The following is a 24,707-nucleotide window of genomic DNA, read 5'->3' on the forward strand; positions in this document are numbered from 1 at the left end:
GCCCCCCAGCCGAGTTGACTTCCAGCCACCTCGGCCGCAACGTCGCGGCCTCGTCAGGGAGGTTCCAGAATGAACACGCGTATGCGTCGTGCCGCCGTGGCCGTGGCCGCCACCGCAATGGCTGTCTCTCTCGCCGCCTGTGGAAGCGCCAAGGAATCGGGCGACAAGACCAAGGAGTCGACCGGCTCCAAGAAGGGCGACGCGATCAAGATCGGTCTGCTCCTGCCGGAGAACCAGACCGCGCGTTACGAGAAGTTCGACAAGCCGCTCATCGAGAAGAAGGTCAGCGAGCTGACCAACGGCAAGGGCAAGATCGTCTACGCGAACGCCAAGCAGGACGCGACGACGCAGACGCAGCAGGTCGACACGATGATCACCAACAAGGTCGACGCGCTGATCGTGGACGCGGTGGACTCGAAGGCGATCGCGGGCGCGATCAAGAAGGCCAAGGACCAGGGCATCCCGGTCGTCGCCTTCGACCGTCTGGCCGAGGGCCCGATCGACGCGTACACGTCGTTCGACAACGAGCAGGTCGGCCATGTGCAGGGCAAGGCCCTGGTCGACGCGCTGGGCGCGAAGGCCAAGGACGGCCAGATCGTGATGATGAACGGCGCGATCACCGACCCGAACGCCGCCCTGTTCAAGAAGGGCGCGCACGCCGAGCTCGACGGCAAGGTGAACATCGGCAAGGAGTACGACACCAAGGAGTGGAAGCCGGAGAACGCCAACGCCAACATGGAAGGCGCCATCTCCGCCCTGGGCAAGGACAAGGTCATCGGCGTCTACTCCGCCAACGACGGCATGGCCGGCGGCATCATCACCGCCCTCAAGGCCGCCGGCCTGTCCACGCTTCCCCCGGTCACCGGCCAGGACGCCGAACTCGCCGGAGTCCAGCGCATCGTCGCGGGCGAGCAGTTCATGAGCGTCTACAAGCCCTACGTCCAGGAAGGCCCGATCGCGGCCGAGATGGCCGTGGCGCTGGCCAAGGGTGAGAAGCTGGACTCGATCGCGAAGTCCAAGGTCGACAGCCCGACCACCAAGGGCGTCCCGTCGGTGATCCTCCCGGTCGTGTCGCTGACCAAGGACAACATCAAGGACACCGTCATCAAGGACGGCATCTACAAGGTCGACGAGATCTGCACCTCGAACTACAAGGCCGCCTGCGACGCGCTCGGCCTGAAGTAGTCCCCCGCCGGAACCCCCGCGCGCACGCTGTGCGCGGGGGGAGCCCCGGCCCCCGAAGCCTGTCCGGCGCCCCGCCCCCCTTCTCAGCCCCCGCTATCGGGCGGGGCGCCGGACGGAACGCTTCTCCTCCTCGTTCTCTTCTGCTCAACCTCCGCGCCCTCCTCCTCGGGCGCGGCATCCCCGCCGGTCAGGCGGCGAAGGAGATGGTTCACGTGTCCGCTACGCCCGTGCTGGCGTTGCGCGGGGTCTCCAAGCGATTCGGTGCCGTTCAGGCGCTCACCGACGTAGAGCTTGAGGTCCACGCCGGTGAGGTTGTCGCCCTGGTGGGCGACAACGGAGCCGGAAAGTCCACGCTGGTCAAGACGATCGCGGGTGTGCACCCCATCGATGACGGCGTCATCGAGTGGGAGGGCCGCGGCGTACAGATCAACAAGCCGCACGACGCCCAGTCGCTCGGCATCGCGACCGTCTACCAGGACCTCGCGCTGTGCGACAACATCGACGTCGTCGGCAACCTCTACCTCGGCCGGGAGCTGCGCAAGCGCGGCATCCTCGACGAGGTCGAGATGGAGCGCCGCTCGCGCGAGCTGCTCACCACGCTGTCGATCCGCATCCCGAGCGTCCGCATCCCGATCGCGTCGCTCTCCGGCGGTCAGCGCCAGACCGTCGCCATCGCCCGTTCGATGCTCGGCGAGCCCAAGCTCGTCATCCTCGACGAGCCGACCGCGGCCCTCGGCGTCGAGCAGACCGCGCAGGTCCTCGACCTGGTCGAGCGGCTGCGCGAGCGCGGCCACGCGGTCATCCTCATCAGCCACAACATGGCCGATGTGAAGGCCGTCGCGGACAAGGTCGCCGTGCTGCGCCTCGGCCGCAACAACGGCGTCTTCGAGGTCAAGAACACCTCGCAGGAAGAGATCATCTCCGCCATCACCGGCGCCACGGACAACGCCGTGACCCGCCGTGCGGCGCGCAACGCGGAGGTTCAGAAGTGAACACCGACAAGACCTCCCCCGTGGACAAGGCCGCGGCGGCCGACCCGACCGCGCCCATCCACCTCGACAAGCCGCACGAGGCCCCCGTCGACGCGCCGCCGGCCGCGGGCGAGGCGGTCACCGCCGTCGACCCGCGCCTGCTCGTGCGCGAGCAGGGCTTCGCGGGCTACCTGTCCGAGTTCAAGCGCAAGATGAAGGCGGGCGACCTCGGGTCGCTGCCGGTCGTCGTCGGCCTGATCGCCATCATGGCGATCTTCCAGAGCCTGAACTCGAACTTCCTGACCGCCGGCAACCTCTCCGACATCAGCGTCGCCATGGTCGGTACGGGCATGATCGCCACCGGCATCGTCTTCGTGCTGCTGCTCGGCGAGATCGACCTGTCGGTCGGCTCGGTCAGCGGTGTCGCGGGCGCCAGCTTCGCGGTGCTCAACGTCACGCACGGCATGGCCGAGTGGCTGGCCCTGGTCCTGGCCGTCCTCACCGGTACGGTCGCCGGCGCCATCCACGGCTTCGTCTTCGCCAAGATCGGCGTCCCCGCGTTCGCCGTGACCCTGGCCGGTCTGCTGTTCTGGAACGGCTTCATGCTCCAGGTCCTGGGCAGCAACGGCACGATCAACCTGGACCCCGAGGGCCTGGTCGCGAAGCTGACCAGCTACTACTTCAGCGATGTGGCGGCCGCCTACGGCCTGGCCGCGATCGCGGTGGTGGCGTTCTTCCTCACCTCGTTCCTCGACAGCCGGCGCCGCGAGGCGGCCGGGGTGCCGTCCCGGCCGCTCAGCGAGATCGTGCTGCGCACGGTGCTGCTCGCGATCCCGGCCGTCGGCGCCGCCGCCGTCTACAACCAGTACAAGGGCCTCCCGCTCGCGGTGGTGCTCTTCCTGGCGGTCCTGGTGCTCACCGACTTCGTGCTCCGGCGCACCGCGTACGGCCGCAAGGTCTTCGCGCTCGGCGGCTCCATCGAGGCCTCCCGCCGGGCCGGCATCAACGTGGTGATGATCCGCACCTCGATCTACGCCATCTCCGGCACCTTCGCGGCCATCGGCGGTCTCTTCCTCGCCTCGAAGATCACCGCGGCCAACCAGGGCGCGGGCAGCGGCGAGCTCCTGATGAACGCCATCGCGGCGGCCGTCATCGGCGGCACCAGCCTCTTCGGCGGCCGCGGCCGCACCTGGAACGCGCTGCTCGGTGTGCTGGTGATCACCTCGATCCAGTACGGCCTGGCCCTGCAGGGCATCGCCTCGCCGATCCAGTACATGATCACGGGTGGCGTACTGCTCGCGACCGTCGTGATCGACGCGGTCACCCGCAAGACCCAGAAGTCCGCCGGCCGCGCCTGACCCGCGGCCCACACCCCTCGCGTTCCTTGTGGGGCAAGGGGGCCCCACGGTAGGACCACCGACGTGCCCGGTGCCCTCGCGGCGCCGGGCACGTCTGTGCGCGGGCGCGGATGTCAGCCATTCGCGTGACGCGGAACGCACCGCCCGATGACCGCCGTCGCGAACGGAACATTAGACTCGGCGGAATCGGCATGCTCGACCAGCACGGATGCAAGGAGGCACGGGTGCCGCTGCTTACCCGTATCAGGGGACCGCGCGATCTCGACCGGCTCAGCCCGGAGCAGCTGGACCAGCTGGCCGCTGAGATCCGGACCTTTCTCGTGGACGCGGTCTCCAAGACCGGCGGGCACCTCGGCCCCAACCTGGGCGTCGTGGAGCTCACGATCGCGCTGCACCGCGTCTTCGAGTCGCCCAAGGACAAGGTCCTGTGGGACACCGGCCACCAGAGCTATGTGCACAAGCTCCTCACCGGCCGCCAGGACTTCTCCAAGCTGAAGATGAAGGGCGGGCTCTCCGGCTACCCGGCCCGCGCCGAGTCCGAGCACGACTTCATCGAGAACAGCCACGCCTCCACCGTGCTGGGCTGGGCCGACGGCCTGGCCAAGGCCAACGAGGTCCTGAAGAAGGACGACCACGTCGTCGCGGTCATCGGCGACGGCGCGCTCACCGGCGGTATGGCCTGGGAGGCGCTGAACAACATCGCCGCCGCCAAGGACCGCCCGCTGGTCATCGTGGTCAACGACAACGAGCGCTCCTACGCGCCGACCATCGGCGGCCTCGCCAACCACCTGGCCACCCTGCGCACCACCGACGGCTACGAGCGCTTCCTGGCCAAGGGCAAGGACCTCCTGGAGCGCACCCCGGTCGTCGGCAAGCCGCTGTACGAGACGCTGCACGGCGCCAAGAAGGGCCTCAAGGACTTCATCGCCCCGCAGGGCATGTTCGAGGACCTGGGGCTGAAGTACGTCGGCCCGATCGACGGCCACGACATCGAGGCCCTGGAGTCCGCCCTGACGCGCGCCAAGCGCTTCGGCGGCCCGGTCATCGTCCACTGCCTCACCGAGAAGGGCCGCGGCTACCAGCCCGCCCTGGCGGACGAGGCCGACCGCTTCCACGCCGTCGGCAAGATCCACCCCGACACCGGGCTGCCGGTCTCGACCTCCGGCCTCGACTGGACCTCGGTCTTCGGCGAGGAGATGGTCAGGCTCGGCAAGGAGCGCGAGGACATCGTCGCGATCACCGCGGCCATGCTCCAGCCGGTCGGGCTCGACAAGTTCGCCAAGGCCTTCCCGGAGCGGGTCTACGACGTGGGCATCGCCGAGCAGCACGCCGCGGTCTCCGCGGCGGGCCTGGCCACCGGTGGGCTGCACCCCGTCTTCGCCGTCTACGCCACCTTCCTCAACCGCGCCTTCGACCAGGTCCTGATGGACGTCGCCCTGCACAAGTGCGGGGTGACGTTCGTCCTGGACCGGGCCGGGGTCACCGGCACCGACGGCGCCTCGCACAACGGCATGTGGGACATGTCGATCCTCCAGGTAGTCCCCGACCTGCGGATCGCGGCCCCGCGCGACGCCGACCAGGTGCGCGCCCAGCTCCGCGAGGCCGTCGAGGTGGATGACGCCCCTACCGTCGTGCGCTTCTCCAAGGGCGCGGTCGGCCCGGCGGTCCAGGCGGTCGGCCGGATCGGCGGCATGGACGTGCTGCGCCGCCCCGAGGCCGAGAGCCCCGACGTGCTCCTCGTCTCGGTCGGCGCGCTCGCCCCGATGTGCCTGGAGATCGCCGACCTGCTGGACGCCCAGGGCATCTCGACCACCGTCGTCGACCCGCGCTGGGTCAAGCCGGTCGACGAGGCGCTGGCGCCGCTCGCCGAGACCCACCGGGTCGTCGTCACCGTCGAGGACAACAGCCGCGTCGGCGGTGTCGGTTCGGCCGTCGCGCAGGCGCTGCGCGACGCGGGCGTCGACGTACCGCTGCGCGACTTCGGCATTCCGCCGCGCTTCCTCGACCACGCCTCCCGCAAGGAGGTCATGGCCGAGATCGGGCTGACCGCGCCGGACATCGCGCGCCAGGTCACCGGCCTGGTCGCCAAGCTCGGCGGCCTGGAGAGCGAGAGCGCCGTGGAGCCCGCGCGCGACTGACGAAGGCGCCGGTGAACAGCCGGCGACCGGTCAATGGGCCGGTCCGATCGCCCTGTACGGGTGGTTGGACCGGCCCATCCGCGTGAATTACCGCCGCCGCCCGGTACCCGTACCGCCACTCGTCCCGATCATGGCGGGGACATGAGCTAGCGGAGGTGCACAAGGTGGCTGGTACCGGTCTCTTTCGGACCAAATCAATCGAGAAGTCCATCGCGGACACAGAGGAGCCGGAACACGCACTCAAGAAATCGCTGTCCGTCCTCGATCTGACGGTCTTCGGCGTCGGTGTCATCATCGGCACCGGCATCTTCGTCCTCACGGGCAAGGTCGCCAAGGAGAACGCGGGCCCGGCGGTCTCCCTCGCGTTCGTGGCGGCCGGCGTCGTCTGCGCGCTGGCGGCGCTCTGCTACGCGGAGTTCGCCTCCACGGTCCCGGTGGCCGGGTCCGCCTACACGTTCTCGTACGCCTCGCTCGGCGAGCTCCCCGCCTGGACCATCGGCTGGGACCTGGTGCTCGAATTCGCCCTCGGCACCGCGGTGGTGGCCGTCGGCTGGTCGGGCTACGTACGCTCGCTGATGGACAACGCGGGCTGGCACCTGCCGGATGCGCTGTCCGGGCGCGAGGGCGCCGACGGCTTCGGCTTCGACATCCTCGCCGCCGCCCTCGTCCTGGTGCTGACCGCCATCCTGGTCTTCGGGATGAAGCTCTCCGCACGCGTCACCTCGGTCGTCGTGGCCATCAAGGTCACCGTCGTACTGATCGTGATCATCGCGGGCGCCTTCTTCATCAAGTCCGAGAACTACAAGCCGTTCATCCCGAAGGCGCAGCCGCAGCCCGCGGGGAGCAGCCTCAAGGCGCCGCTGATCGAGCTGATGTCGGGGTACGCGCCCACCAACTTCGGTGTGATGGGCATCTTCACCGCCGCCTCCGTCGTCTTCTTCGCCTTCATCGGCTTCGACATCGTGGCGACGGCCGCCGAGGAGACCAAGAACCCGCAGCGGGACATGCCGCGCGGCATCCTCGGCTCGCTCTTCATCTGCACCGCCCTGTACGTCGCCGTCGCGATCGTCGTCACCGGCATGCAGCACTACACCCAGCTCTCCATCGACGCCCCGCTCGCCGACGCCTTCAAGGCCACCGGGCACCCCTTCTACGCGGGCGTCATCAGCTTCGGCGCGGCCGTCGGCCTCACCACGGTCTGCATGATCCTGCTGCTCGGCCAGACCCGGGTGTTCTTCGCGATGAGCCGGGACGGGCTGCTGCCCCGCTTCTTCTCGCGCGTCCACCCCCGCTACCGCACCCCGCACCGCCCGACCATCCTGCTCGGCGGGCTCATCGCGATCCTCGCGGGCTTCACCAGCCTCAGCGAACTCGCCGAGCTGGTGAACATCGGCACCCTCTTCGCGTTCGTCATCGTCGCGGTGAGCGTGGTCATCCTGCGGCGCACCCGGCCCGATCTGCACCGCGCCTTCCGCACCCCGCTGGTGCCCTGGGTGCCGATCCTGTCGGTGGCCGCCTCGCTGTGGCTGATGCTCAATCTGCCCGCCGAGACCTGGCTGCGGTTCGGGATCTGGATGGCGATCGGCTTCGTCGTCTACTTCCTGTACGGGCGGTCCCACAGCCGCATCAACGTAGAGTGACGCTCGCTGGTTCCCCGAGTTGATCGCGCGGCCCCGTATGTCCCGCTTCGGAGGGAACTGCGGGGCCGGATAGCGTGCACCCCGTGCACCGTACGTCCACCGACTCCCTCGCCCCGTCACACTCCGTACGCACGTCACGGGTGCCGCGGCCGCGTGCGGAGCCGGCGGCGGGGCGCGGCGCCGGATACTGGACGCGGCTGCTGCCCGCGCTCGCCGCCCTGGCCGTACTGACCCGGCTGCCCTCCTTCCGGCATCCCCTGTGGAACCCCGACGAGGGCTATCTCGCCGTCCAGGCCCGCCAACTCGCCGCCGGGGGAGTGCTGTACGACACGGTCGTCGACCGCAAGCCGCCGCTGCTGCCCTGGCTGTACGAGGCCGCCTTCGCGGTGTTCGGCGACACCTCGCTCGGCCCGCTGCGGGTCGCGGCGGTCGGGGCGCAGCTGCTCACCGCGGTGCTGCTCGCCTCCACCGCGCGCCGCCGCTGGGGCGACCGGGCGGGCCGGGTCGCGGGCGTGCTGCACCTGCTCGTCTCCGTCGGCCTCAACCCCGAGGACACCCAGGCGGCCACGTTCGAGGTGTTCATGCTGCCGTTCACGGTCGCCGCCGTGCGCTGCGCCGACCGGCGCCAGTGGGCCCGCGCCGGGCTCGCCGTCGCCGGGGCCTTCCTCACCAAGCAGACCGGCGGCGCGGCGCTCGTCCCGGTGCTCTGGCTGATGTGGCGCACGGCCCCGCCGCGCCGCGCCGCCCTGCTGCGCACCGGCGCCGGACTCTGCGGCCCGGTGCTGCTCGGCGCGCTGCTCACCGGCCCGGCCCGGTTCCTGTTCTGGACGGTCACCGGCTCCGGCGCCTACGCCTCCTTCACCGGCTCCGAACTCCACGTCCTGGCCCGGGGGTTGATCAACACCGCGCTCCTCGCGTTCGCCTGCGCCGGGCTCCTCCCGCCGGTGGTGCGGGTGCTGCGGATCGCCAGGACCGGCGCCGCGGACGTGTGGCTGTGGCTCGCCTCCTCGGCCGGGGCCGTCCTCGCCGGCTTCCACTTCTTCGGCCACTACTACCTCCAGCTCGTCCCGCCGCTGGTGCTGCTCGCGGCGGCCGCGCTGCAGATCCTGCCGCCGCACCGGCTGCCCGGCGCGCTGCTCGCGTCGGCCTGCGCCTGCGCGCTCTTCCTCGCCTGGGGCCTGCTCGCCCCGCGCCCCGAACTGGCCCACGCCGAGCGTCTGGCGGCCGCCGTACGGGCGCGCTCGGCGCCGGACGACCCGGTCCTGGTGTGGGGCATACACCCCGAGACGTACTGGCTCTCCGGGCGCGCCCCCGCCACCCGCTATCTGACCGCCGGACTCCTCACCAACTACAGCGGCGGCCGCGACGGCCCCCAGGTGGGCGAGAAGTACGGCGTGGAGGGCTCCTGGCCGGTCTTCCGCGCGGAGCTGACCGCGCGGCCGCCCGCACTGATCGTCGACGACTCCCGGGGCGAGCCGTACGCCCCCGAACGCCTCCCGAGCCTGCGCCGACTGCTCGCGGCCCGCTACGAGCCGCTGGCCGGGACGGTCGACGGGGCCGTCCTGTACGTACGGACTCAGCCGTCCGTGTCCGCCGCGTCCCCGGCGGGATGACGCACCGCCCGCGGCCCCACGCACCGCGCCCCGTGCGCCTCCACCCGGCGGCGCAGCTCGCGGTCGGCCGTCACCACCAGACAGGGGCGGTCCCGGGCGCGCCCGGCGGCCAGCTCCACGATCCGGTCGTCGCCGCTGCCGGGCGCCGAGTCGACCCGTACCCCCGCCACCGGCTCCACCCCGCGGGCCGCGCCCTCGACCACCAGGACCAGGTCGACGGGGCCCGGACAGCCCGGCAGACCGGTCTGGGCGTAGCCCGTCAGGCGGTCGCGCAGGCGCTCCGCGGCGCCGCGCCGGTCGCGCCACCAGCCGTCCGGCACCGAGCCCACCACATTGGCCGCGTCCACGATCACCAGCGAGGTCGTCCCCATCCCGCCACGGTGCCACGGGACACGGGAAAATCGCACGTCGGGCAGGGGAAATCCCGCGAAATCCGGGCCCGGGAGCGAGTGTTATTGTCGCTGGAGTCTCATGGTGTGTCGCATCTTGCCGCTCATCGCGGATCTGGTAGGGAAAGGTGGTCGGTGAGCCATGGCGTCGAAGCCTGCGCGTACATCGAAGGGGCAGGCGGGCCGGGAGCACGAGACCCCCACCGCCGCACCCGCCGCCACCGCCGTGCCCGGCCTCGTCCCCGCTCCCGCCCTGCCCGACGGCTCCCCGGCGGTCACCGGCTGGCTGCTGCGCGGCACGGACGGGCGGCTGACCGCGTACGCGCCGTGCGCGGGCGGTGTGCTCCGCTGGACCGAGACGCACCCCGGCGGCCCCGAGTGGACCGGCCCCGAGCTGGTCGCCCCGGCGACCGGGCTCGACCCGCGGCTGTCGGTCGCCCAGGGCGGCGACGGCTATGTGCATCTGCTCGCCCTGCGCCGCACCACGACCCCCGCCGGTGAGCCCAGGACGGACGTCGTCCACGCCATCCAGTACCAGTCGGGCCGCCCGGTGAAGGACTGGTACCCGATGGGCACCCCCTACCGCGACCAGGAGAAGGCCGCGCAGATCGGCCACCCGGCCGCCGTCGTCGACTCCGCCGACAACCTGAACGTCTTCGTCCGCAACGCCGGGGGCGGCGTCTGCGCCCGTGGCCAGCTGTCCTCCGGCAAGTGGGGCAACTGGAAGGACCTCAAGGGCTCCGGCTCGTACGGCACGATCTGCGCGGGAGCGGACGACGACGGCCGCGTCGAGGTGCTGGCCCCGGCCAAGCGCGGCGTGATGCGCTGGGCGAGGAGCACGACCGGCAGCGAGTACGAGCAGGTGCCCGACCTCAAGCTCCAGGTGGCGGACGGCTCGGTGAGCGCCCAGCACACCGGGGAGGGCCGGATCACCTTCTTCTGGCGCGAGTCCGAGGGCGGTGACGTGCACGCCTTCCGCGCCGACGACCCGGCCGTGCCGCTCGGCGGCGCCGCGAGCGGCCCGGTCGCCGTGCTGCGGACGCCGGTGGACGGCCACGACTGCACCCTGATGGCCCAGCGCGGCCCCGACGGCCGCCCGGCGCTCGCCGCCTACCCGACGGAGGCCGAGTCGGCCGGCGCGGTGTGGGCCTCCACGGGCGAGGTCTGCGCGGGCGTACCGGCGCTGGCCACCGATGCCGCCGGGCGGGTCGTCCTCGCCGCCTTCGGCACCGACGGACGGCTGCGGATCACCCGCCAGAAGACCACCGAGCCGGGCCTTGCCCTGGAGCCCTGGACGGTCGTCTGACGGGTCGTCCGCCCTCGGTACGACCCGAAACGCCAGGAGGCCCCCCGCGACTGCGGGGGGCCTCCTGCGTGCTGCTCAAGGGGCGTTACGCCGGGACGCTCGCCACGCCCTGCGCCAGGAACTTCTTCCCGTTCACGCGCTCCGAGACACCCTCACGGTCCAGGTACGGCGTGATGCCGCCCAGGTGGAAGGGCCAGCCGGCGCCGGTGATGAGGCAGAGGTCGATGTCCTGGGCCTCAGCCACGACACCCTCCTCCAGCATCAGACCGATCTCCTGCGCCACCGCGTCCAGGACGCGGTCACGGGTCTGCTCCTCGGTCAGGACGACATCGCCCTGCTTGAGGAGCGCGGCGACCTCGGGGTCCAGCTCCGGCTTGAAGTTGTTCTCGGCGGAGTACACATAGAAGCCGCGCTTGCCGGCCTTGACTACCGCGGCCAGGTTCTCGGAGACCGTGAAGCGCTCCGGGAAGGAACGGTTCAGCGTCTCGGAGACGTGCAGACCGATGGCCGGGCCGACCAGCTCCAGGAGCACCAGCGGCGACATCGGCAGACCCAGCGGCTCGACCGCCTTCTCGGCGACCTCGACCGGGGTGCCCTCGTCGATGACGTTCTGGATCTCGCCCATGAAGCGGGTCAGGATGCGGTTGACGACGAACGCCGGGGCGTCCTTCACCAGGACCGCGGTCTTCTTCAGCTTGCGCGCCACACCGAAGGCCGTGGCCAGCGAGGCGTCGTCGGTCTGCTCGCCGCGCACGATCTCCAGGAGCGGGAGGATCGCGACCGGGTTGAAGAAGTGGAAGCCGACGACCCGCTCGGGGTGCTTCAGCTTGGACGCCATCTCGGAGACCGACAGCGAGGAGGTGTTGGTGGCGAGGATCGCGTGCGCCGGGGCGACCGCCTCGACCTCCGCGAACACCTGCTGCTTGACGCCGATCTCCTCGAAGACCGCCTCGATGATGAAGTCCGCGTCGGAGAAGCCCTCGGCCTTGTCCAGGACACCGGAGACCAGGCCCTTGAGGCGGTTGGCCTTGTCCTGGTTGATACGGGACTTGGCGAGCAGCTTGTCGATCTCGGCGTGGACGTAGCCCACACCCTTGTCGACGCGCTCCTGGTCGATGTCGGTCAGGACGACCGGCACCTCAAGGCGGCGCAGGAACAGCAGCGCGAGCTGCGAGGCCATCAGGCCCGCGCCCACCACGCCGACCTTGGTGACCGGGCGCGCCAGCGACTTGTCGGGCGCACCGGCCGGACGCTTGGCGCGCTTCTGCACCAGGTTGAACGCGTAGATGCCGCTGCGGAGTTCGCCGCCCATGATCAGGTCGGCGAGCGCCTTGTCCTCGGCGTCGAAGCCGGCTTGGAGGTCGCCGTCCTTGGCCGCCGCGATGATGTCGAGCGCGCGGTAGGCGGCCGGGGCCGCGCCGTGCACCTTGGAGTCGGCGATGAACCGGCCCTTGGCGACGGCCTGGTCCCAGCCCTCGCCGCGGTCGATCTCCGGGCGCTCGACCGTGACGTCGCCCTTGAGGACGTTCGCGGTCCAGACCAGCGACTGCTCCAGGAAGTCCGCGCCCTCGAAGATCGCGTCCGCGATGCCGAGTTCGAAGACCTGCTTGCCCTTGAGCTGGCGGTTCTGGTTCAGCGAGTTCTCGATGATGACCGAGACCGCGCGCTCCGCGCCGATCAGGTTCGGGAGCAGGGCGCAGCCGCCCCAGCCCGGAACCAGACCGAGGAAGACCTCGGGCAGCGAGAAGGCCGGGATGGCCTTGGAGACGGTGCGGTAGGTGCAGTGCAGACCGACCTCGACACCGCCGCCCATGGCCGCGCCGTTGTAGTACGCGAAGGTCGGCACGGCCAGCGCGGCGAGGCGCTTGAAGACCTCGTGGCCGCTCTTGCCGATGGCCAGCGCGTCCTCGTGCTGCTTGAGGATCTCGACGCCCTTGAGGTCGGCGCCGACCGCGAAGATGAACGGCTTGCCGGTGACACCGGCGCCGACGATGGCGCCCTCGGCCGCCTCCTTCTCGACCTGGTCGATGGCGGCGTTCAGGTTCGCCAGCGAGCCGGGGCCGAAGGTGGTCGGCTTGGTGTGGTCGAAGCCGTTGTCCAGCGTGATCAGCGCGAACTTGCCCGCGCCGAACGGCAGGTCGAGGTGGCGCACGTGCGCCGAGGTGACGACCTCGTCCGGGAACAGCTCGGCCGCACCCTTCAAAAGCTCAGCGGTGGTGCTCACTTGCTGCCTCCGGCGTCCTTGTGGTGCGGGTTCTCCCAGATGACCGTGGCGCCCATGCCGAAGCCGACGCACATGGTGGTGAGGCCGTAGCGGACCTCCGGCTGCTCCTCGAACTGCCGCGCCAGCTGGGTCATCAGGCGTACGCCGGAGGACGCGAGCGGGTGGCCGTACGCGATGGCGCCGCCGTACTGGTTGACGCGGGCGTCGTCGTCGGCGATGCCGTAGTGGTCCAGGAACGCGAGGACCTGGACGGCGAAGGCCTCGTTGACCTCGAAGAGGTTGATGTCCTCGATCGAGAGACCGGCCTTGGCCAGCGCCTTCTCGGTCGCCGGGATCGGGCCGTAGCCCATCACCTCGGGCTCGACGCCCGCGAAGGCGTACGAGACCAGGCGCATCTTGACCGGCAGGCCGTTCTCGCGCGCGAACTCCTCGGACGCGATGATCGACGCGGTGGCGCCGTCGTTGAGGCCGGCCGCGTTGCCCGCGGTGACGTTGCCGTGGACGCGGAACGGCGTCTTCAGGCCCGCCAGGCTCTCCAGCGTGGTGCCCGGGCGCATCGGCTCGTCGGCGGTGACCAGGCCCCAGCCGGTCTCGCCCACCTCGGCGTTGGTGTTGCGCACCGAGATCGGGACGAGGTCCTGCTGGATCTTCCCGTTCGCGTACGCCTTGGCCGCCTTCTCCTGCGAGCGCACGGCGTACTCGTCGGCGCGGCGCTTGGTGATGTGCGGGTAGCGGTCGTGCAGGTTCTCCGCGGTCATGCCCATGAACAGGGCGGACTCGTCGACCAGCTTCTCGCTGACGAAGCGCGGGTTCGGGTCGACGCCCTCGCCCATGGGGTGGCGGCCCATGTGCTCGACGCCACCGGCGATCACGGCGTCGTACGCGCCGAAGGCGATCGAGCCGGCGACCGAGGTGACGGCGGTCAGCGCGCCGGCGCACATACGGTCGATGGAGTAGCCCGGCACGGACTGCGGCAGACCCGCGAGGATGCCGGCCGTGCGGCCCAGGGTCAGACCCTGGTCACCGATCTGCGTGGTCGCGGCGATGGCGACCTCGTCGATCTTCGTGGGGTCGAGGGCCGGGTTGCGGCGCAGCAGCTCCCGGATCGCCTTGACGACGAGATCGTCGGCCCGGGTCTCGTGGTAGATGCCCTTCGGGCCCGCCTTGCCGAACGGGGTGCGGACGCCGTCGACGAAGACGACGTCCCTGACGGTACGAGGCACGATGGCTCTCCTCCAGGGTGCGGGGTGGCACTGCTGCGCGTGGCGCACTCGCCTGAGCGCGCGCTCACCCCGTCATGCTACTTGCGGGTAACCAAACTGCCCAGTCCCCTCGGCAGGAGCGGCGAAGGTCACACTCCGCAGGGGCCCATCATGGCCGTACCCCCTGATGACCGTGGTCGTCAGGGGGTACGTGAGTGCCGTCCGGCTCAGGCGTTGGCGGCCAGCGCCGCCGCGAGCAGCGGTGTCACCTGCTCGACCTGCCAGCGCCGCGCGCCGTACGCCGTGAGCGCCTGGGCCACCGCCGCCTCGGAGCGGTCGCCCGGCGGCTCCCAGCACACCCGGCGGACCGTGTCCGGAGTGATCAGGTTCTCCTGCGGCATGTTCAGCTGCTCGGCCAGCTCCGAGACCGCCGCCCGCGCCGCCGAGAGCCGTGCCGCGGCGGCCGGGTCCTTGTCCACCCACGAGCGCGGCGGCGGCGGGCCCGCGACCGCCTGCCCGGGCTGCGGGAGGCCGGAGTCCGGCAGGGCCCGCGCCCGGTCGACGGCGGCCTGCCACTGCTCCAGCTGGCGCCGCCCCATCCGGTGCCCGTAGCCGGGCAGGGCCATCAGGGCCTGCACGTCCAGCGGCATCGCGAGCGACGCCTCGATGATCGCGGAGTCGCTGAGCACCTTGCCCGGCGAGACGTCACGGCGCTGGGCGACCTTGTCCCGGGCCGTCCACAGCTCGCGCACGGCGGCCATCTGGCGGCGCCGGCGGACCTTGTGCATCCCGGAGGTGCGCCGCCAGGGCTCCTTGCGCGGCGGCGCGGGCGGCGCCGCGGCGATCGCGTCGAACTCCTGGCGGGCCCAGTCGAGCTTGCCCTGCCGGTCGAGCTCCTTCTCCAGCGCGTCGCGCAGGTCGACGAGGAGCTCCACGTCGAGCGCCGCGTACCGCAGCCAGGGCTCGGGCAGCGGCCGGGTCGACCAGTCCACCGCGGAATGGCCCTTCTCCAGGGCGAACCCGAGGACGCTCTCGACCATCGCGCCCAGGCCCACGCGCGGGAAGCCCGCGAGGCGCCCGGCGAGCTCCGTGTCGAAGAGCCGGGACGGGACCATGCCTATTTCGCGCAGGCACGGCAGGTCCTGGGTGGCGGCGTGCAGGATCCACTCGGTGTCGGCGAGGGCGTCGCCGAGCGCGGAGAGGTCGGGGCAGCCCACCGGGTCGATGAGCGCGCTGCCCGCGCCCTCGCGGCGGAGCTGGACGAGGTAGGCACGCTGGCCGTACCGGTAGCCGGAGGCGCGCTCGGCGTCCACGGCCACGGGGCCGGTGCCGGCCGCGAACGCGGCGACGACTTCGGCGAGCTCCTCGTCGGTGGCTACGACGGGCGGAATGCCGTCACGCGGCTCCAACAGGGGAGTCGGCTGCCCATCGACCGGGACGTCGTCGTCCGGGGGGGCGCCCCCGGTGGTTCGCAGTGCTGTCTCTGCTGCGGTCTTTTGGGCGTCGGTCACCTGTCAAGGGTACTTGTGTATATGCCGCGCCCGTCGACGGAACGTTCCGTCGACGGGCGCGCGAGGGGCGCACGGCGCCTTGTGGGGGGAGCATGCCCCCCGGGACCCCTGGGTCAGTGGATGATTCCGGTACGCAGTGCGACGGCCACCATGCCGGCCCGGTCGCCCGTGCCGAGCTTGCGCGCGATCCGGGCGAGGTGGCTCTTCACGGTCAGTGCGGAGAGCCCCATGGACACGCCGATCGCCTTGTTGGACTGGCCCTCGGCGACCAGCCGCAGCACCTCGACCTCGCGCCCGGAGAGCTCGCGGTAGCCGCCCGGGTGGCTCGGGGAACCCGGGGGGCGGCGGTGCATACGGGCTGCCGCGGCGCCGATGGGGGCGGCGCCGGGGCGGGTGGGGTGGCCGATGTTCGTACGCGTACCGGTGACGACATAGCCCTTCACGCCGCCCGCGAGGGCGTTGCGCACGGCGCCGATGTCGTCGGCGGCGGACAGGGCCAGGCCGTTGGGCCAGCCCGCCGCGCGGGTCTCGGACAGCAGGGTGAGCCCGGAACCGTCGGGCAGATGGACGTCGGCAACGCAGATGTCGCGCGGGTTGCTGACGCGGGGACGTGCCTCCGCGATGGACGACGCCTCGATGACGTCCCGTACTCCGAGGGCCCACAGATGGCGCGTGACCGTGGAGCGGACTCGGGGGTCGGCGACGACGACCATGGCCGTCGGCTTGTTCGGGCGGTAGGCGACCAGGCTTGCGGGCTGCTCAAGGAGAACGGACACCAGGCCTCCTGGGGGGAAGGTGCGGGACGGAGCCGGCTCGGGGATGAAGCCGGGGCGAACCGTGCAGATAGGGTCACAGACCTCTTCGGCAGGGTGCCCGTCCGGCTTTAGGGAATGATCACGATTTGGTGAGAAACATTTAGGGCAATTAGGACAGGTGGTCGAGCGGGGTGCGGCCGGTCGATAGGGGGGCCGACTTACGTACGGGGCCGCATCCGTGCTGCCTAGGGGCGCGGGGAACTGCGCGACCAGCCCACGACGGCCCGCAGACGAATGACGACGCCTCCAGCGAAGCGCAGCGCGCAGCGCTCAGCGAGGATCCCGCCGCTGAGGCAGACTCACCACGCCCGCGTCAGCGGTAGGCGCCGGCGGCAGCCCCGCGACCTGGCAGAGCAGATCGCACCAGGCCGCCAGGTGCGCGGCCGTGTCCGGCACCCCGCCGTGGCCCTCGCGCGGCGTCCAGGACGCCCGGATCTCGATCTGGGTGGCGGGCAGCCGCTGGGCGAGGCCGCCGAAGTAGTACGAGCCGGCCCGCGTCACCGTGCCGCTCGCCTCTCCGTACGAGAGCCCGCGCGCCTCCAGCGCACCCGTCAGCCAGGACCAGCAGACCTCGGGCAGCAGCGGGTCCGCCGCCATCTCCGGCTCCAGCTCCGCCCGTACGAGCGTGACGAGGCGGAACGTTCCCTGCCAGGCGTCGTGCCCGGCCGGGTCGTGCAGCAGCACCAGCCGGCCGTCCGCGAGGTCCTGGTCGTTCTCGACGACCGCGGCCTCCAGCGCGTACGCGTGCGGCGCCAGACGCTGTGGCGGCCTGGTCGGGTCGACCTCGATCTCGGGGCGCAGCCGCGCGCCCCGCAGCCCGTCGACCGCCTGGCGGAAGGCGAGCGGAACGGTCCTGCCGTCCGCACTGTCCGTGCCGCCGGCGCCATCCGAAGTTCGTCCCTGAGCGGCAGCCATGCGGGGAAGACTAGGCGGAACGGGCGCCCCGCGCCGGTAGGGACACCCGGGCCCCGCCGACCGCTTCGCGGTACGTGCGAAGATTCTGGGCGTGAACGCCAACGCACGCCCCTGGGGCCCGCCGACACAGACGTACGACTCCGCCTTCCTCAAGGCGTGCCGCCGCGAGCCGGTGCCGCACACGCCGGTCTGGTTCATGCGGCAGGCGGGGCGCTCACTGCCGGAGTACCTGAAGGTGCGCGAGGGCATCCCCATGCTGGAGTCGTGCATGCGGCCCGAGCTGGTCACCGAGATCACGCTCCAGCCGGTGCGCCGCCACAACGTGGACGCGGCGATCTACTTCAGCGACATCGTGGTCCCGCTCAAGGCCATCGGCATCGACCTCGACATCAAGCCGGGCGTCGGCCCGGTCGTCGCCGATCCGATCCGTACGAGGGCGGACCTGGCGCGGCTGCGCGACCTCACCCCCGAGGACGTCCACTACGTCACCGAGGCCATCGGCATGCTGACCGCCGAGCTGGGCGAGACCCCGCTCATCGGCTTCGCCGGCGCGCCTTTCACCCTGGCGAGCTACCTCGTGGAGGGCGGGCCGTCCCGCAACCACGAGCACACCAAGGCGCTCATGTACGGCGACCCGCAGCTGTGGGCCGACCTGCTCGACCGCCTCGCCGAGATCACCGGCGCCTTCCTGAAGGTCCAGATCGAGGCGGGCGCCTCCGCCGTCCAGCTCTTCGACTCCTGGGTGGGCGCGCTGGCCCCCGCCGACTACCGCCGCTCGGTGATGCCCGCCTCCACGAAGGTGTTCCGCGAGGTCGAGAAGTACGGCGTGCCGCGCATCCACTTCGGCGTCGGCACCGGCGAACTCCTCGGCCTGATGGGCGAGGCCGGGGCGGACGTCGTCGGCGTCGACTGGCGCGTTCCGCTCGACGAGGCCGCCCGCCGCGTCGGCCCCGGCAAGGCGCTCCAGGGCAACCTGGACCCCGCGGTCCTCTTCTCGACGACCGAGGCGGTCGAGGCGAAGACCCGCGAGGTCCTGGACGCGGCGGCGGGCCTGGAGGGCCACGTCTTCAACCTGGGCCACGGCGTCCTGCCCACCATGGACCCGGACGCGCTGACCCGCCTGGTGGACTACGTCCACACGCAGACCCGGCGCTGATCCGACCCCGCGTCAGGCGCCTGCCGCCCGTACGGCCGACACGGCCTTGCGGGCGGCGACCAGGACCGGGTCCCAGACCGGCGAGAACGGCGGGGCGTACCCCAGGTCCAGCGTGACCACCTGCTCCACGGTCATGCCCGCCGTCAGCGCGACGGCCGCGATGTCGACGCGCTTGGCGGCGCCCTCGCGGCCGACGATCTGGACGCCGAGCAGCCGTCCCGTACGCCGCTCGGCGAGCATCTTCACCGTCATCAGGGCAGCCCCGGGGTAGTACCCCGCGCTGTTCGTGGACTCGATGGTCGCGGTCACGAACTGCAGCCCCGCCTCGCGCGCCTCGCGCTCGCGCAGCCCCGTGCGGGCGATCTCCAGGTCGCAGACCTTGCTCACCGCCGTACCGACGACGCCCGGGAACGTCCCGTAACCGCCGCCCACGCCGGAGCCGATGATCTGGCCGTGCTTGTTGGCGTGCGTGCCCAGCGCGATGTGCCGCTCGCGGCCCGACACCAGGTCGAGGACCTCCACGCAGTCGCCGCCCGCCCAGATGTCGTCGTGGCCGCGGACCCGCATCGCGAGGTCCGTGAGCAGCCCGCCGTGCTCGCCCAGCGGCAGCCCCGCCGCCCGGGCCAGCTCGGTGCGCGGCTCGACGCCGACGCCGAGGACCACGACGTCCGCCGGGTACTCGGCGTCCCGCGTGGCCACCGCCCGCACCCTGCCGTCCTCATTGGTGAGGATCTCGGTGACCTCGGCGCCGGTGACCGTGGTGATGCCCATCCCGTCCATCGCCTTGTGGACCAGCCGGCCCATGTCCGGGTCGAGCGTGGACATCGGCTCCTCGCCCCGGGTCACCACCGTCACCTCGTAGTCGCGGTGCAGCAGCGCCTCCGCCATCTCCACGCCGATGTAGCCCGCGCCCACGATCACCGCGCGGCGCCCCCCGGTCGCGTTCAGCGTGTCCAGCAGCGCCTGTCCGTCGTCGAGGGTCTGCACCCCGTGGACGCCCGGCGCGTCGATGCCCGGCAGCCGCGGCCGCACCGGGCGGGCGCCGGTGGCGACGACGAGCTTGTCGTACGCCGTCCAGGACTCCTCGCCCGACTCCAGATCGCGGGCCCGTACCCGCCGCCCGGCCGTGTCGATCTCCACGGCCTCCGTGCGCATCCGCAGATCGATGCCACGCTTGCGGTGCTCCTCGGGCGTACGGGCGATCAGCTCGTCCCGCTCCGGCACGTCGCCGCCCACCCAGTAGGGAATGCCGCAGGCGGAGTACGAGGTGAAGTGGCCGCGCTCGAACACCACGATCTCCAGGGCGTCCGGGCCCTTCATCCTGCGGGCCTGCGACGCGGCGGACATCCCCGCCGCGTCGCCCCCGATGACCACCAGTCGCTCCGCCGCCATTGCGCACCCCTAGCTCGGTCCGTCCCGCTCTTCCTTCGGAAGATACGTGCGGGAGCGCCCGGGAATTCCCGGGGCGCGGCACTCGGCGCAGGGCTGTCGGTGGCGTCTGAGAGAGTGGACGCATGGACAACTCGGCCGTCAGCGCACCGCACATCGTCGTCGTCGGAGGCGGCATCGCCGGACTGGCGGCCGCGCACCGCCTGCTGGAGTCGGGCGCGCGGGTGACCGTCCTGGAGGCCACCGACCGCCTCGGCGGCAAGCTGTACGCGGGCGAGATCGAGGGCGCGCGCGTGGACCTCGGCGCCGAGTCGATGCTGGCGCGCCGGCCCGAGGGCATCGGCCTCGCGCGCGAGGTGGGCCTCGGCGACCAGTTGCGGCCGCCCGCGGCGACGGCGGCGATCTGGACGCGGGGCGCGCTGCGGCCGATGCCCAAGGGACATCTGATGGGCGTCCCGGCCGACCCCGCCTCGCTCACCGGAATCGTCTCCGCCGAGGGCCTGGCGCGCATCGCCCAGGACCGCGAACTGCCACCGACCGAGGTCGGGGACGACATCGGCGTCGGGGAGTTCGTGGCGAGCCGCGTCGGCCGTGAGGTCGTCGACCGGCTCGTCGAACCGCTCCTGGGCGGGGTGTACGCGGGCGACGCCTACCGGATCTCGATGCGCGCCGCCGTGCCCCAGCTCTTCGCCGCCGCGCGCGAGAACACCTCGCTGCTCGACGGCGTCGCCCGGATCCAGGAGAAGGCCGCCGCCCGGCCGCAGAACGGCGGCCCGGTCTTCATGGGCCTCGACGGCGGCATGGGCACCCTGCCGGTCGCGGTCGCGGACGCGGTGCGGGCCAAGGGCGGCTCCATCCGTACGGAGGCGCCGGTCCTCGCCCTGACCCGCACGGCCACCGGCTGGCTGGTCCGTACGGACTCCCAGGAGGCGCCCGTGATCGAGGCGGACGGCGTGATCCTGGCGTCGCCCGCCTGGTCCGCGTCCGCGCTGCTCGCCGCCGAGTCCCCGGCCGCGGCGGCCGAGTTGGCCACCGTGGAGTACGCCTCGATGGCCCTGGTCACCATGGCCTTCCGGCGCGCCGACCTGGAGCGTCTTGAGCGCCGCTCGGGCTTCCTCGTCCCGTCCCTGGACGGCCGCACGATCAAGGCGTCCACCTTCTCCTCGTACAAGTGGCAGTGGGTCACCGACCGGGCCCCGGACCTCTTCGTGCTCCGCACCTCGATCGGGCGCTACGGCGAGGAGGAGCACCTGGACCGCGACGACGCCGACCTGGTGGACATGTCGCTGCGTGACCTCGGGGAGGCGGTGGGCCTCGCCGCCAAGCCGGTCGGGACCGAGGTGACGCGCTGGATCAGGGGCCTGCCGCAGTACCCGGTGGGCCACCTCGCGCGCGTGGCCCGCGTCCGCGCCGCCGTCGCGAAGCTGCCCGCGCTGCGGGTCTGCGGGGCCGCGTACGACGGAGTGGGCATCCCCGCGTGCATCGCCGGCGCCCGGCTCGCCGCGGACGAGATCATCGCCACGTCGACCCTGGCGCAGAACACTCAGCGTGACGCGGGACAATAGCCTCATGAGTGCACCGGAAAAGATCCCGAACGCAGGGAAGAAGGCGAAGGACCTCAACGAGGTCATCCGCTACACGCTGTGGTCCGTCTTCAAGCTGCGCGACGTGCTGCCCGAGGACCGCGCCGGGTTCGCGGACGAGGTCCAGGAGCTGTTCGACCAGCTCGCCGCCAAGGACATCACCGTCCGCGGCACCTACGACCTGTCCGGGCTGCGGGCCGACGCCGACCTCATGATCTGGTGGCACGCGGAGACGGCCGACGAGCTCCAGAGCGCGTACAACCTCTTCCGCCGCACCAAGCTGGGCCGCGCCCTGGAGCCGGTCTGGTCGAACATGGCGCTGCACCGCCCCGCCGAGTTCAACAAGTCGCACATCCCGGCCTTCCTCGCCGACGAGACCCCGCGCGACTACGTGTCGGTGTACCCCTTCGTGCGCAGTTACGACTGGTACCTGCTGCCCGACGAGGACCGCCGCCGGATGCTCGCCGACCACGGCAAGATGGCCCGCGGCTACCCGGACGTGCGCGCCAACACGGTCGCCTCCTTCTCGCTCGGCGACTACGAGTGGCTGCTCGCCTTCGAGGCCGACGAGCTCTACCGCATCGTCGACCTCATGCGTCATCTGCGTGCCTCCGAGGCCCGGATGCACGTCCGCGAAGAGGTCCCGTTCTACACGGGCCGCCGCAAGTCGGTCGCGGATCTGGTGGCGGGCCTGGCCTGACGGCCGCCCCCACCGCGTATGCCCGGTGACCGGGCCCGCCGAGGCGGGCCCGGATTCACCCCTGACCCGGAAGATCAGAGAGCGGACGGCCGCTGCCCAGCCCTGGGCGCCGACCGCTCGTCCAGCGACACCGGGTTCGGCTCCGGGTGCGGCGCGCACGCAGCGCGCCGCACCGGCGTCCGTCCGTTCAGCAGGTAGTCCAGCAGATAGCCGTTGACGCATTTGTTGGGACCGCCGCCGATGCCGTGCGTACCGGCGTCCTTCTCGGTCACCAGGACCGACCCCGGCAGTCTGCGCTGCAGCTCCAGCGCCCCCGGGTACGGAGTAGCGGCGTCCCGCTCGGCCGCCAGGATCAGCGTCGGCGGCAGCGCTCCCCGGCGCGTCCCCACGTCCAGCGGCCTCTGCCGGGGCGCGGGCCAGTAGGCGCACGGCAGGTTCATCCACGCGTTGTCCCACGTCTCGAACGGCGCGATCTCCGCGAGCTTGCTGTTGTCGCGGTCCCAGGTGGCCCAGTCCGTCGGCCAGGGCGCGTCGTTGCACTCGACCGCCGTGTACACCGCGTTCCCGTTCTCGTCGTCCCACGCCGCCTCCGGGCGCGGCGCCGCCTGCGCGATCAGCGGCTTGGGGTCGCCCTTGAGGTACGCGGAGAGCGCGGTCGCCCGCATCGCCCAGTAGTCGTCGTAGTACCCGGCCTTGAGGAACGCGCCCTGGAGCTGCGCGGGGCCGACCGTGCCGCCCGCCGGCTCCTCGGCCAGCCGGGCGCGCACCTTCTCGAAGTTCTCCAGGACCTGCTCGGCCGTGGTGCCCAGGTGGTAGACGCCGTCGTGCCGGGCGACCCAGGCGCGGAAGTCCTCCCAGCGGCTCTCGAACGCCAGCGACTGGTCGAGGTTGTTGCGGTACCAGATCTGCCTCGGGTCGGGGTCGACCGCCGAGTCGAAGACCATCCGGCGCACATGGGAGGGGAAGAGCGTGGCGTACACGGCGCCGAAGTACGTGCCGTACGAGGCGCCGACGAACGTCAGCTTCCGCTCACCGAGCGCGGCCCGCAGCACATCGAGGTCGCGCGCGTTGTTGAGGCTCGTGTAGTGCCGCAGCGCCGCGCCCGCGTTCCGCGCGCAGCCCGCCGCGTACGCCTTGGCCTGCGCGATCCGCTCCAGCTTGTACGAGGGCGAGGGGTCGGTCGGGGACTGGGTGGGCGCCTTGGTGAAGTCCTTCGGGTCCTGGCAGGACAGCGGCGCGGAGCGGCCCACCCCGCGAGGGGCGTAGCCGACCAGGTCGTACGCCCCCGCGATCCGCTTCCACTCGGGGAGGTTCGCGACCATCGGGAAGTACATGCTGGAGGCGCCCGGGCCGCCGGGGTTGTAGACCAGGGAGCCCTGGCGTGCGGCCGCCTTGCCGGTGGCCCGCACCCGGCTGACGGTGAGGGCGATCTGACGGCCCCTCGGCTTGGCGTAGTCGAGCGGGACCCGGATCGTGCCGCACCGGATGATGTCGGGGAGCATCTCCGCCTTGGGACAGCGGCCGAAGGCGATCCCGGCGGCCGCCGCGCGCTGGGCGGCGACCACGGTGCCGCGCGCCTCGGCGGTGAGCGGGTCCACACCGCCGGCCGGTGCGGCGGCCAGGGTGGAAAGAACCAGGGAACCGAGCGTTCCGTACAGCGCTGCTGCTCTCATCGCACATCCCTTTGCGGGTCCATCCGGCACTAAGGAGTCCGGTACAGAAGGTCCGGCACAGGAGGTCCGGTACAAAAGGGATGATTAGCTGAGTAATTGGCGAAGTAAAGCACCGCCGTGCGGTGCGCCGGGATCAAAGTCCGCGTCCGCCGCCCAGGGCGGTCCGCAGTGCCGGGTCGTCGACCGCGCTCACGCCCCGTACCGCGACGGCGGTGAGCGGGTCGTCGGCCGGGTCGATGCGGCCGAGCAGCCGCTGGCCGTCGGGGGAGGCCCAGCGGGTGTGCGGATGGACCTCGAAGCGGGCGATGAAGAGGCAGCCCAGGGTGAGGACCATCGGCAGGGAGAACCAGGCGGCGATCTCGGCCTGGGTGGCCCGGTCCTGACCGGGCATCAGGAACGCGATCAGGCCCAGGGTGAGAGTGAGTGCCGCCGCGCCGCGTACGGCCCGCACGGAGGCCGTGACGCCCGTCCTGGTCGCGTCCGGGACGGCGAGCCCGGCGGCCGCCAGCCGGTCGGCCAGGGCGTGCACCGCGTCGGCGGCGGCCGCGGTCGGCCGTATCGCCGCTATCCGGGCCTGTCCGCCCGGGCCTATCGCGCCGATCACCGACCGCTCCAGGTCGTCGCGGCCCTCCGGGTCGACGACCGTGGCCCAGCCGGTGTGCGCGAGCAGCAGCCGGCGGGCGCGGTGCATGGTGACCAGGGTCAGGTCGGTGACCCGTAACGGGCCTCCCGCGAGGAACGCGGCCTCGTACAGCGAGAGGCCGAGTTCCGGGTCCCGGGTGACCGGGCCCTGGTCGGCCGCGGCGGATGCGGCGAGACAGAGTCGCGCACACGAGACGGCGGACGCGAGGCACGCGGCGACCAGGAAAAGTACCCAGAACATGGCCGAGTTGTATGTGAAACGGGCAGCTCGGCGCCATGCCTTTCCCATGATGTGGA

General features: G+C 71.8%; 19 protein-coding genes. 10 read left to right on the forward strand and 9 right to left on the reverse strand.

The window, feature by feature from the left end; all coding sequences use genetic code 11:
* Positions 1–69 precede the first annotated feature (69 nt).
* The 6 genes from OG965_RS30555 (at position 70) to OG965_RS30580 (ending at position 8,905) form a co-directional block, all read left to right on the forward strand.
* Positions 70–1,185, forward strand: coding sequence for a sugar ABC transporter substrate-binding protein (locus OG965_RS30555; protein WP_371655259.1), 1,116 nt, complete (start codon positions 70–72; stop codon positions 1,183–1,185).
* A 203-nt stretch (positions 1,186–1,388) separates the two neighbouring features.
* Entirely contained in the window at positions 1,389–2,177 is a 789-nt protein-coding gene (locus tag OG965_RS30560) for an ATP-binding cassette domain-containing protein (RefSeq protein ID WP_371655260.1), read from the forward strand.
* A 56-nt stretch (positions 2,178–2,233) separates the two neighbouring features.
* Positions 2,234–3,514 carry a sugar ABC transporter permease gene (locus OG965_RS30565; RefSeq protein WP_371657106.1) on the forward strand — a complete coding sequence of 427 codons (1,281 nt, stop codon included), beginning with the start codon at positions 2,234–2,236 and terminating at the stop codon, positions 3,512–3,514.
* A gap of 224 nt (positions 3,515–3,738) precedes the next feature.
* Positions 3,739–5,652, forward strand: a complete 1,914-nt coding sequence (dxs, locus tag OG965_RS30570; RefSeq protein WP_371657107.1) for a 1-deoxy-D-xylulose-5-phosphate synthase — start codon at positions 3,739–3,741, stop codon at positions 5,650–5,652.
* Between the two features lie 164 nt (positions 5,653–5,816).
* Positions 5,817–7,292 (forward strand): amino acid permease, encoded by a 1,476-nt coding sequence (locus tag OG965_RS30575; protein ID WP_371655261.1) that lies wholly within the window; start codon positions 5,817–5,819, stop codon positions 7,290–7,292.
* Between the two features lie 83 nt (positions 7,293–7,375).
* Positions 7,376–8,905: an ArnT family glycosyltransferase gene (locus OG965_RS30580; RefSeq protein WP_371655262.1), complete on the forward strand. Its 1,530-nt coding sequence runs from the start codon at positions 7,376–7,378 to the stop codon at positions 8,903–8,905.
* Here OG965_RS30580 and OG965_RS30585 read toward each other — a convergent pair.
* Complete coding sequence (locus OG965_RS30585; protein WP_371655263.1) at positions 8,869–9,276, reverse strand: NTP pyrophosphohydrolase; 408 nt, start codon at positions 9,274–9,276, stop codon at positions 8,869–8,871. The genes OG965_RS30580 and OG965_RS30585 overlap by 37 nt on opposite strands.
* Positions 9,277–9,436: 160 nt before the next feature.
* On the opposite strand from OG965_RS30585, the gene OG965_RS30590 reads away from it, so the two are divergent.
* Positions 9,437–10,600 (forward strand): hypothetical protein, encoded by a 1,164-nt coding sequence (locus OG965_RS30590; RefSeq protein ID WP_371655264.1) that lies wholly within the window; start codon positions 9,437–9,439, stop codon positions 10,598–10,600.
* A gap of 85 nt (positions 10,601–10,685) precedes the next feature.
* On the opposite strand, the gene OG965_RS30595 is transcribed toward OG965_RS30590, so the two are convergent.
* From OG965_RS30595 to OG965_RS30615, 5 genes are all read right to left on the reverse strand, one after another.
* Complete coding sequence (locus tag OG965_RS30595) at positions 10,686–12,824, reverse strand: 3-hydroxyacyl-CoA dehydrogenase NAD-binding domain-containing protein (protein WP_371655265.1); 2,139 nt, start codon at positions 12,822–12,824, stop codon at positions 10,686–10,688.
* Positions 12,821–14,047, reverse strand: coding sequence for an acetyl-CoA C-acyltransferase (locus tag OG965_RS30600; protein WP_371655266.1), 1,227 nt, complete (start codon positions 14,045–14,047; stop codon positions 12,821–12,823). The genes OG965_RS30595 and OG965_RS30600 overlap by 4 nt, the downstream gene beginning before the upstream one ends.
* A gap of 206 nt (positions 14,048–14,253) precedes the next feature.
* Positions 14,254–15,537 carry an HRDC domain-containing protein gene (locus OG965_RS30605; RefSeq protein WP_371655267.1) on the reverse strand — a complete coding sequence of 428 codons (1,284 nt, stop codon included), beginning with the start codon at positions 15,535–15,537 and terminating at the stop codon, positions 14,254–14,256.
* A gap of 113 nt (positions 15,538–15,650) precedes the next feature.
* The gene (locus tag OG965_RS30610) at positions 15,651–16,313 is read right to left on the reverse strand and encodes a LuxR C-terminal-related transcriptional regulator (protein WP_371655268.1); all 663 of its coding nucleotides are present in this window, start codon (positions 16,311–16,313) and stop codon (positions 15,651–15,653) included.
* Positions 16,314–16,622: 309 nt separating this feature from the next.
* On the reverse strand, positions 16,623–17,267 hold the full coding sequence (locus tag OG965_RS30615; protein WP_371655269.1) for a DUF3000 domain-containing protein: 645 nt from the start codon (positions 17,265–17,267) through the stop codon (positions 16,623–16,625).
* A gap of 91 nt (positions 17,268–17,358) precedes the next feature.
* Between OG965_RS30615 and hemE the strand changes: the two genes are divergently transcribed.
* Positions 17,359–18,423, forward strand: a complete 1,065-nt coding sequence (gene hemE / locus OG965_RS30620) for a uroporphyrinogen decarboxylase (RefSeq protein ID WP_371655270.1) — start codon at positions 17,359–17,361, stop codon at positions 18,421–18,423.
* 12 nt (positions 18,424–18,435) lie between these two features.
* Here hemE and OG965_RS30625 read toward each other — a convergent pair whose 3' ends face one another.
* Complete coding sequence (locus tag OG965_RS30625; protein ID WP_371655271.1) at positions 18,436–19,815, reverse strand: FAD-dependent oxidoreductase; 1,380 nt, start codon at positions 19,813–19,815, stop codon at positions 18,436–18,438.
* Positions 19,816–19,937: 122 nt separating this feature from the next.
* On the opposite strand from OG965_RS30625, the gene hemG reads away from it, so the two are divergent.
* On the forward strand, positions 19,938–21,377 hold the full coding sequence (hemG, locus tag OG965_RS30630; RefSeq protein WP_371655272.1) for a protoporphyrinogen oxidase: 1,440 nt from the start codon (positions 19,938–19,940) through the stop codon (positions 21,375–21,377).
* 4 nt (positions 21,378–21,381) lie between these two features.
* A complete protein-coding gene (hemQ, locus tag OG965_RS30635) occupies positions 21,382–22,095 on the forward strand; it encodes a hydrogen peroxide-dependent heme synthase (RefSeq protein WP_371655273.1) in 714 nt (237 codons plus the stop codon).
* Positions 22,096–22,169: 74 nt separating this feature from the next.
* Here hemQ and OG965_RS30640 read toward each other — a convergent pair whose 3' ends face one another.
* Positions 22,170–23,768, reverse strand: coding sequence for an alpha/beta hydrolase (locus OG965_RS30640; RefSeq protein ID WP_371655274.1), 1,599 nt, complete (start codon positions 23,766–23,768; stop codon positions 22,170–22,172).
* 133 nt (positions 23,769–23,901) lie between these two features.
* Positions 23,902–24,651, reverse strand: a complete 750-nt coding sequence (locus OG965_RS30645; protein ID WP_371655275.1) for a TIGR04222 domain-containing membrane protein — start codon at positions 24,649–24,651, stop codon at positions 23,902–23,904.
* Positions 24,652–24,707: the final 56 nt, after the last annotated feature.

The organism is Streptomyces sp. NBC_00224, assembly GCF_041435195.1.
Classification (GTDB): Bacteria; Actinomycetota; Actinomycetes; order Streptomycetales; family Streptomycetaceae; genus Streptomyces.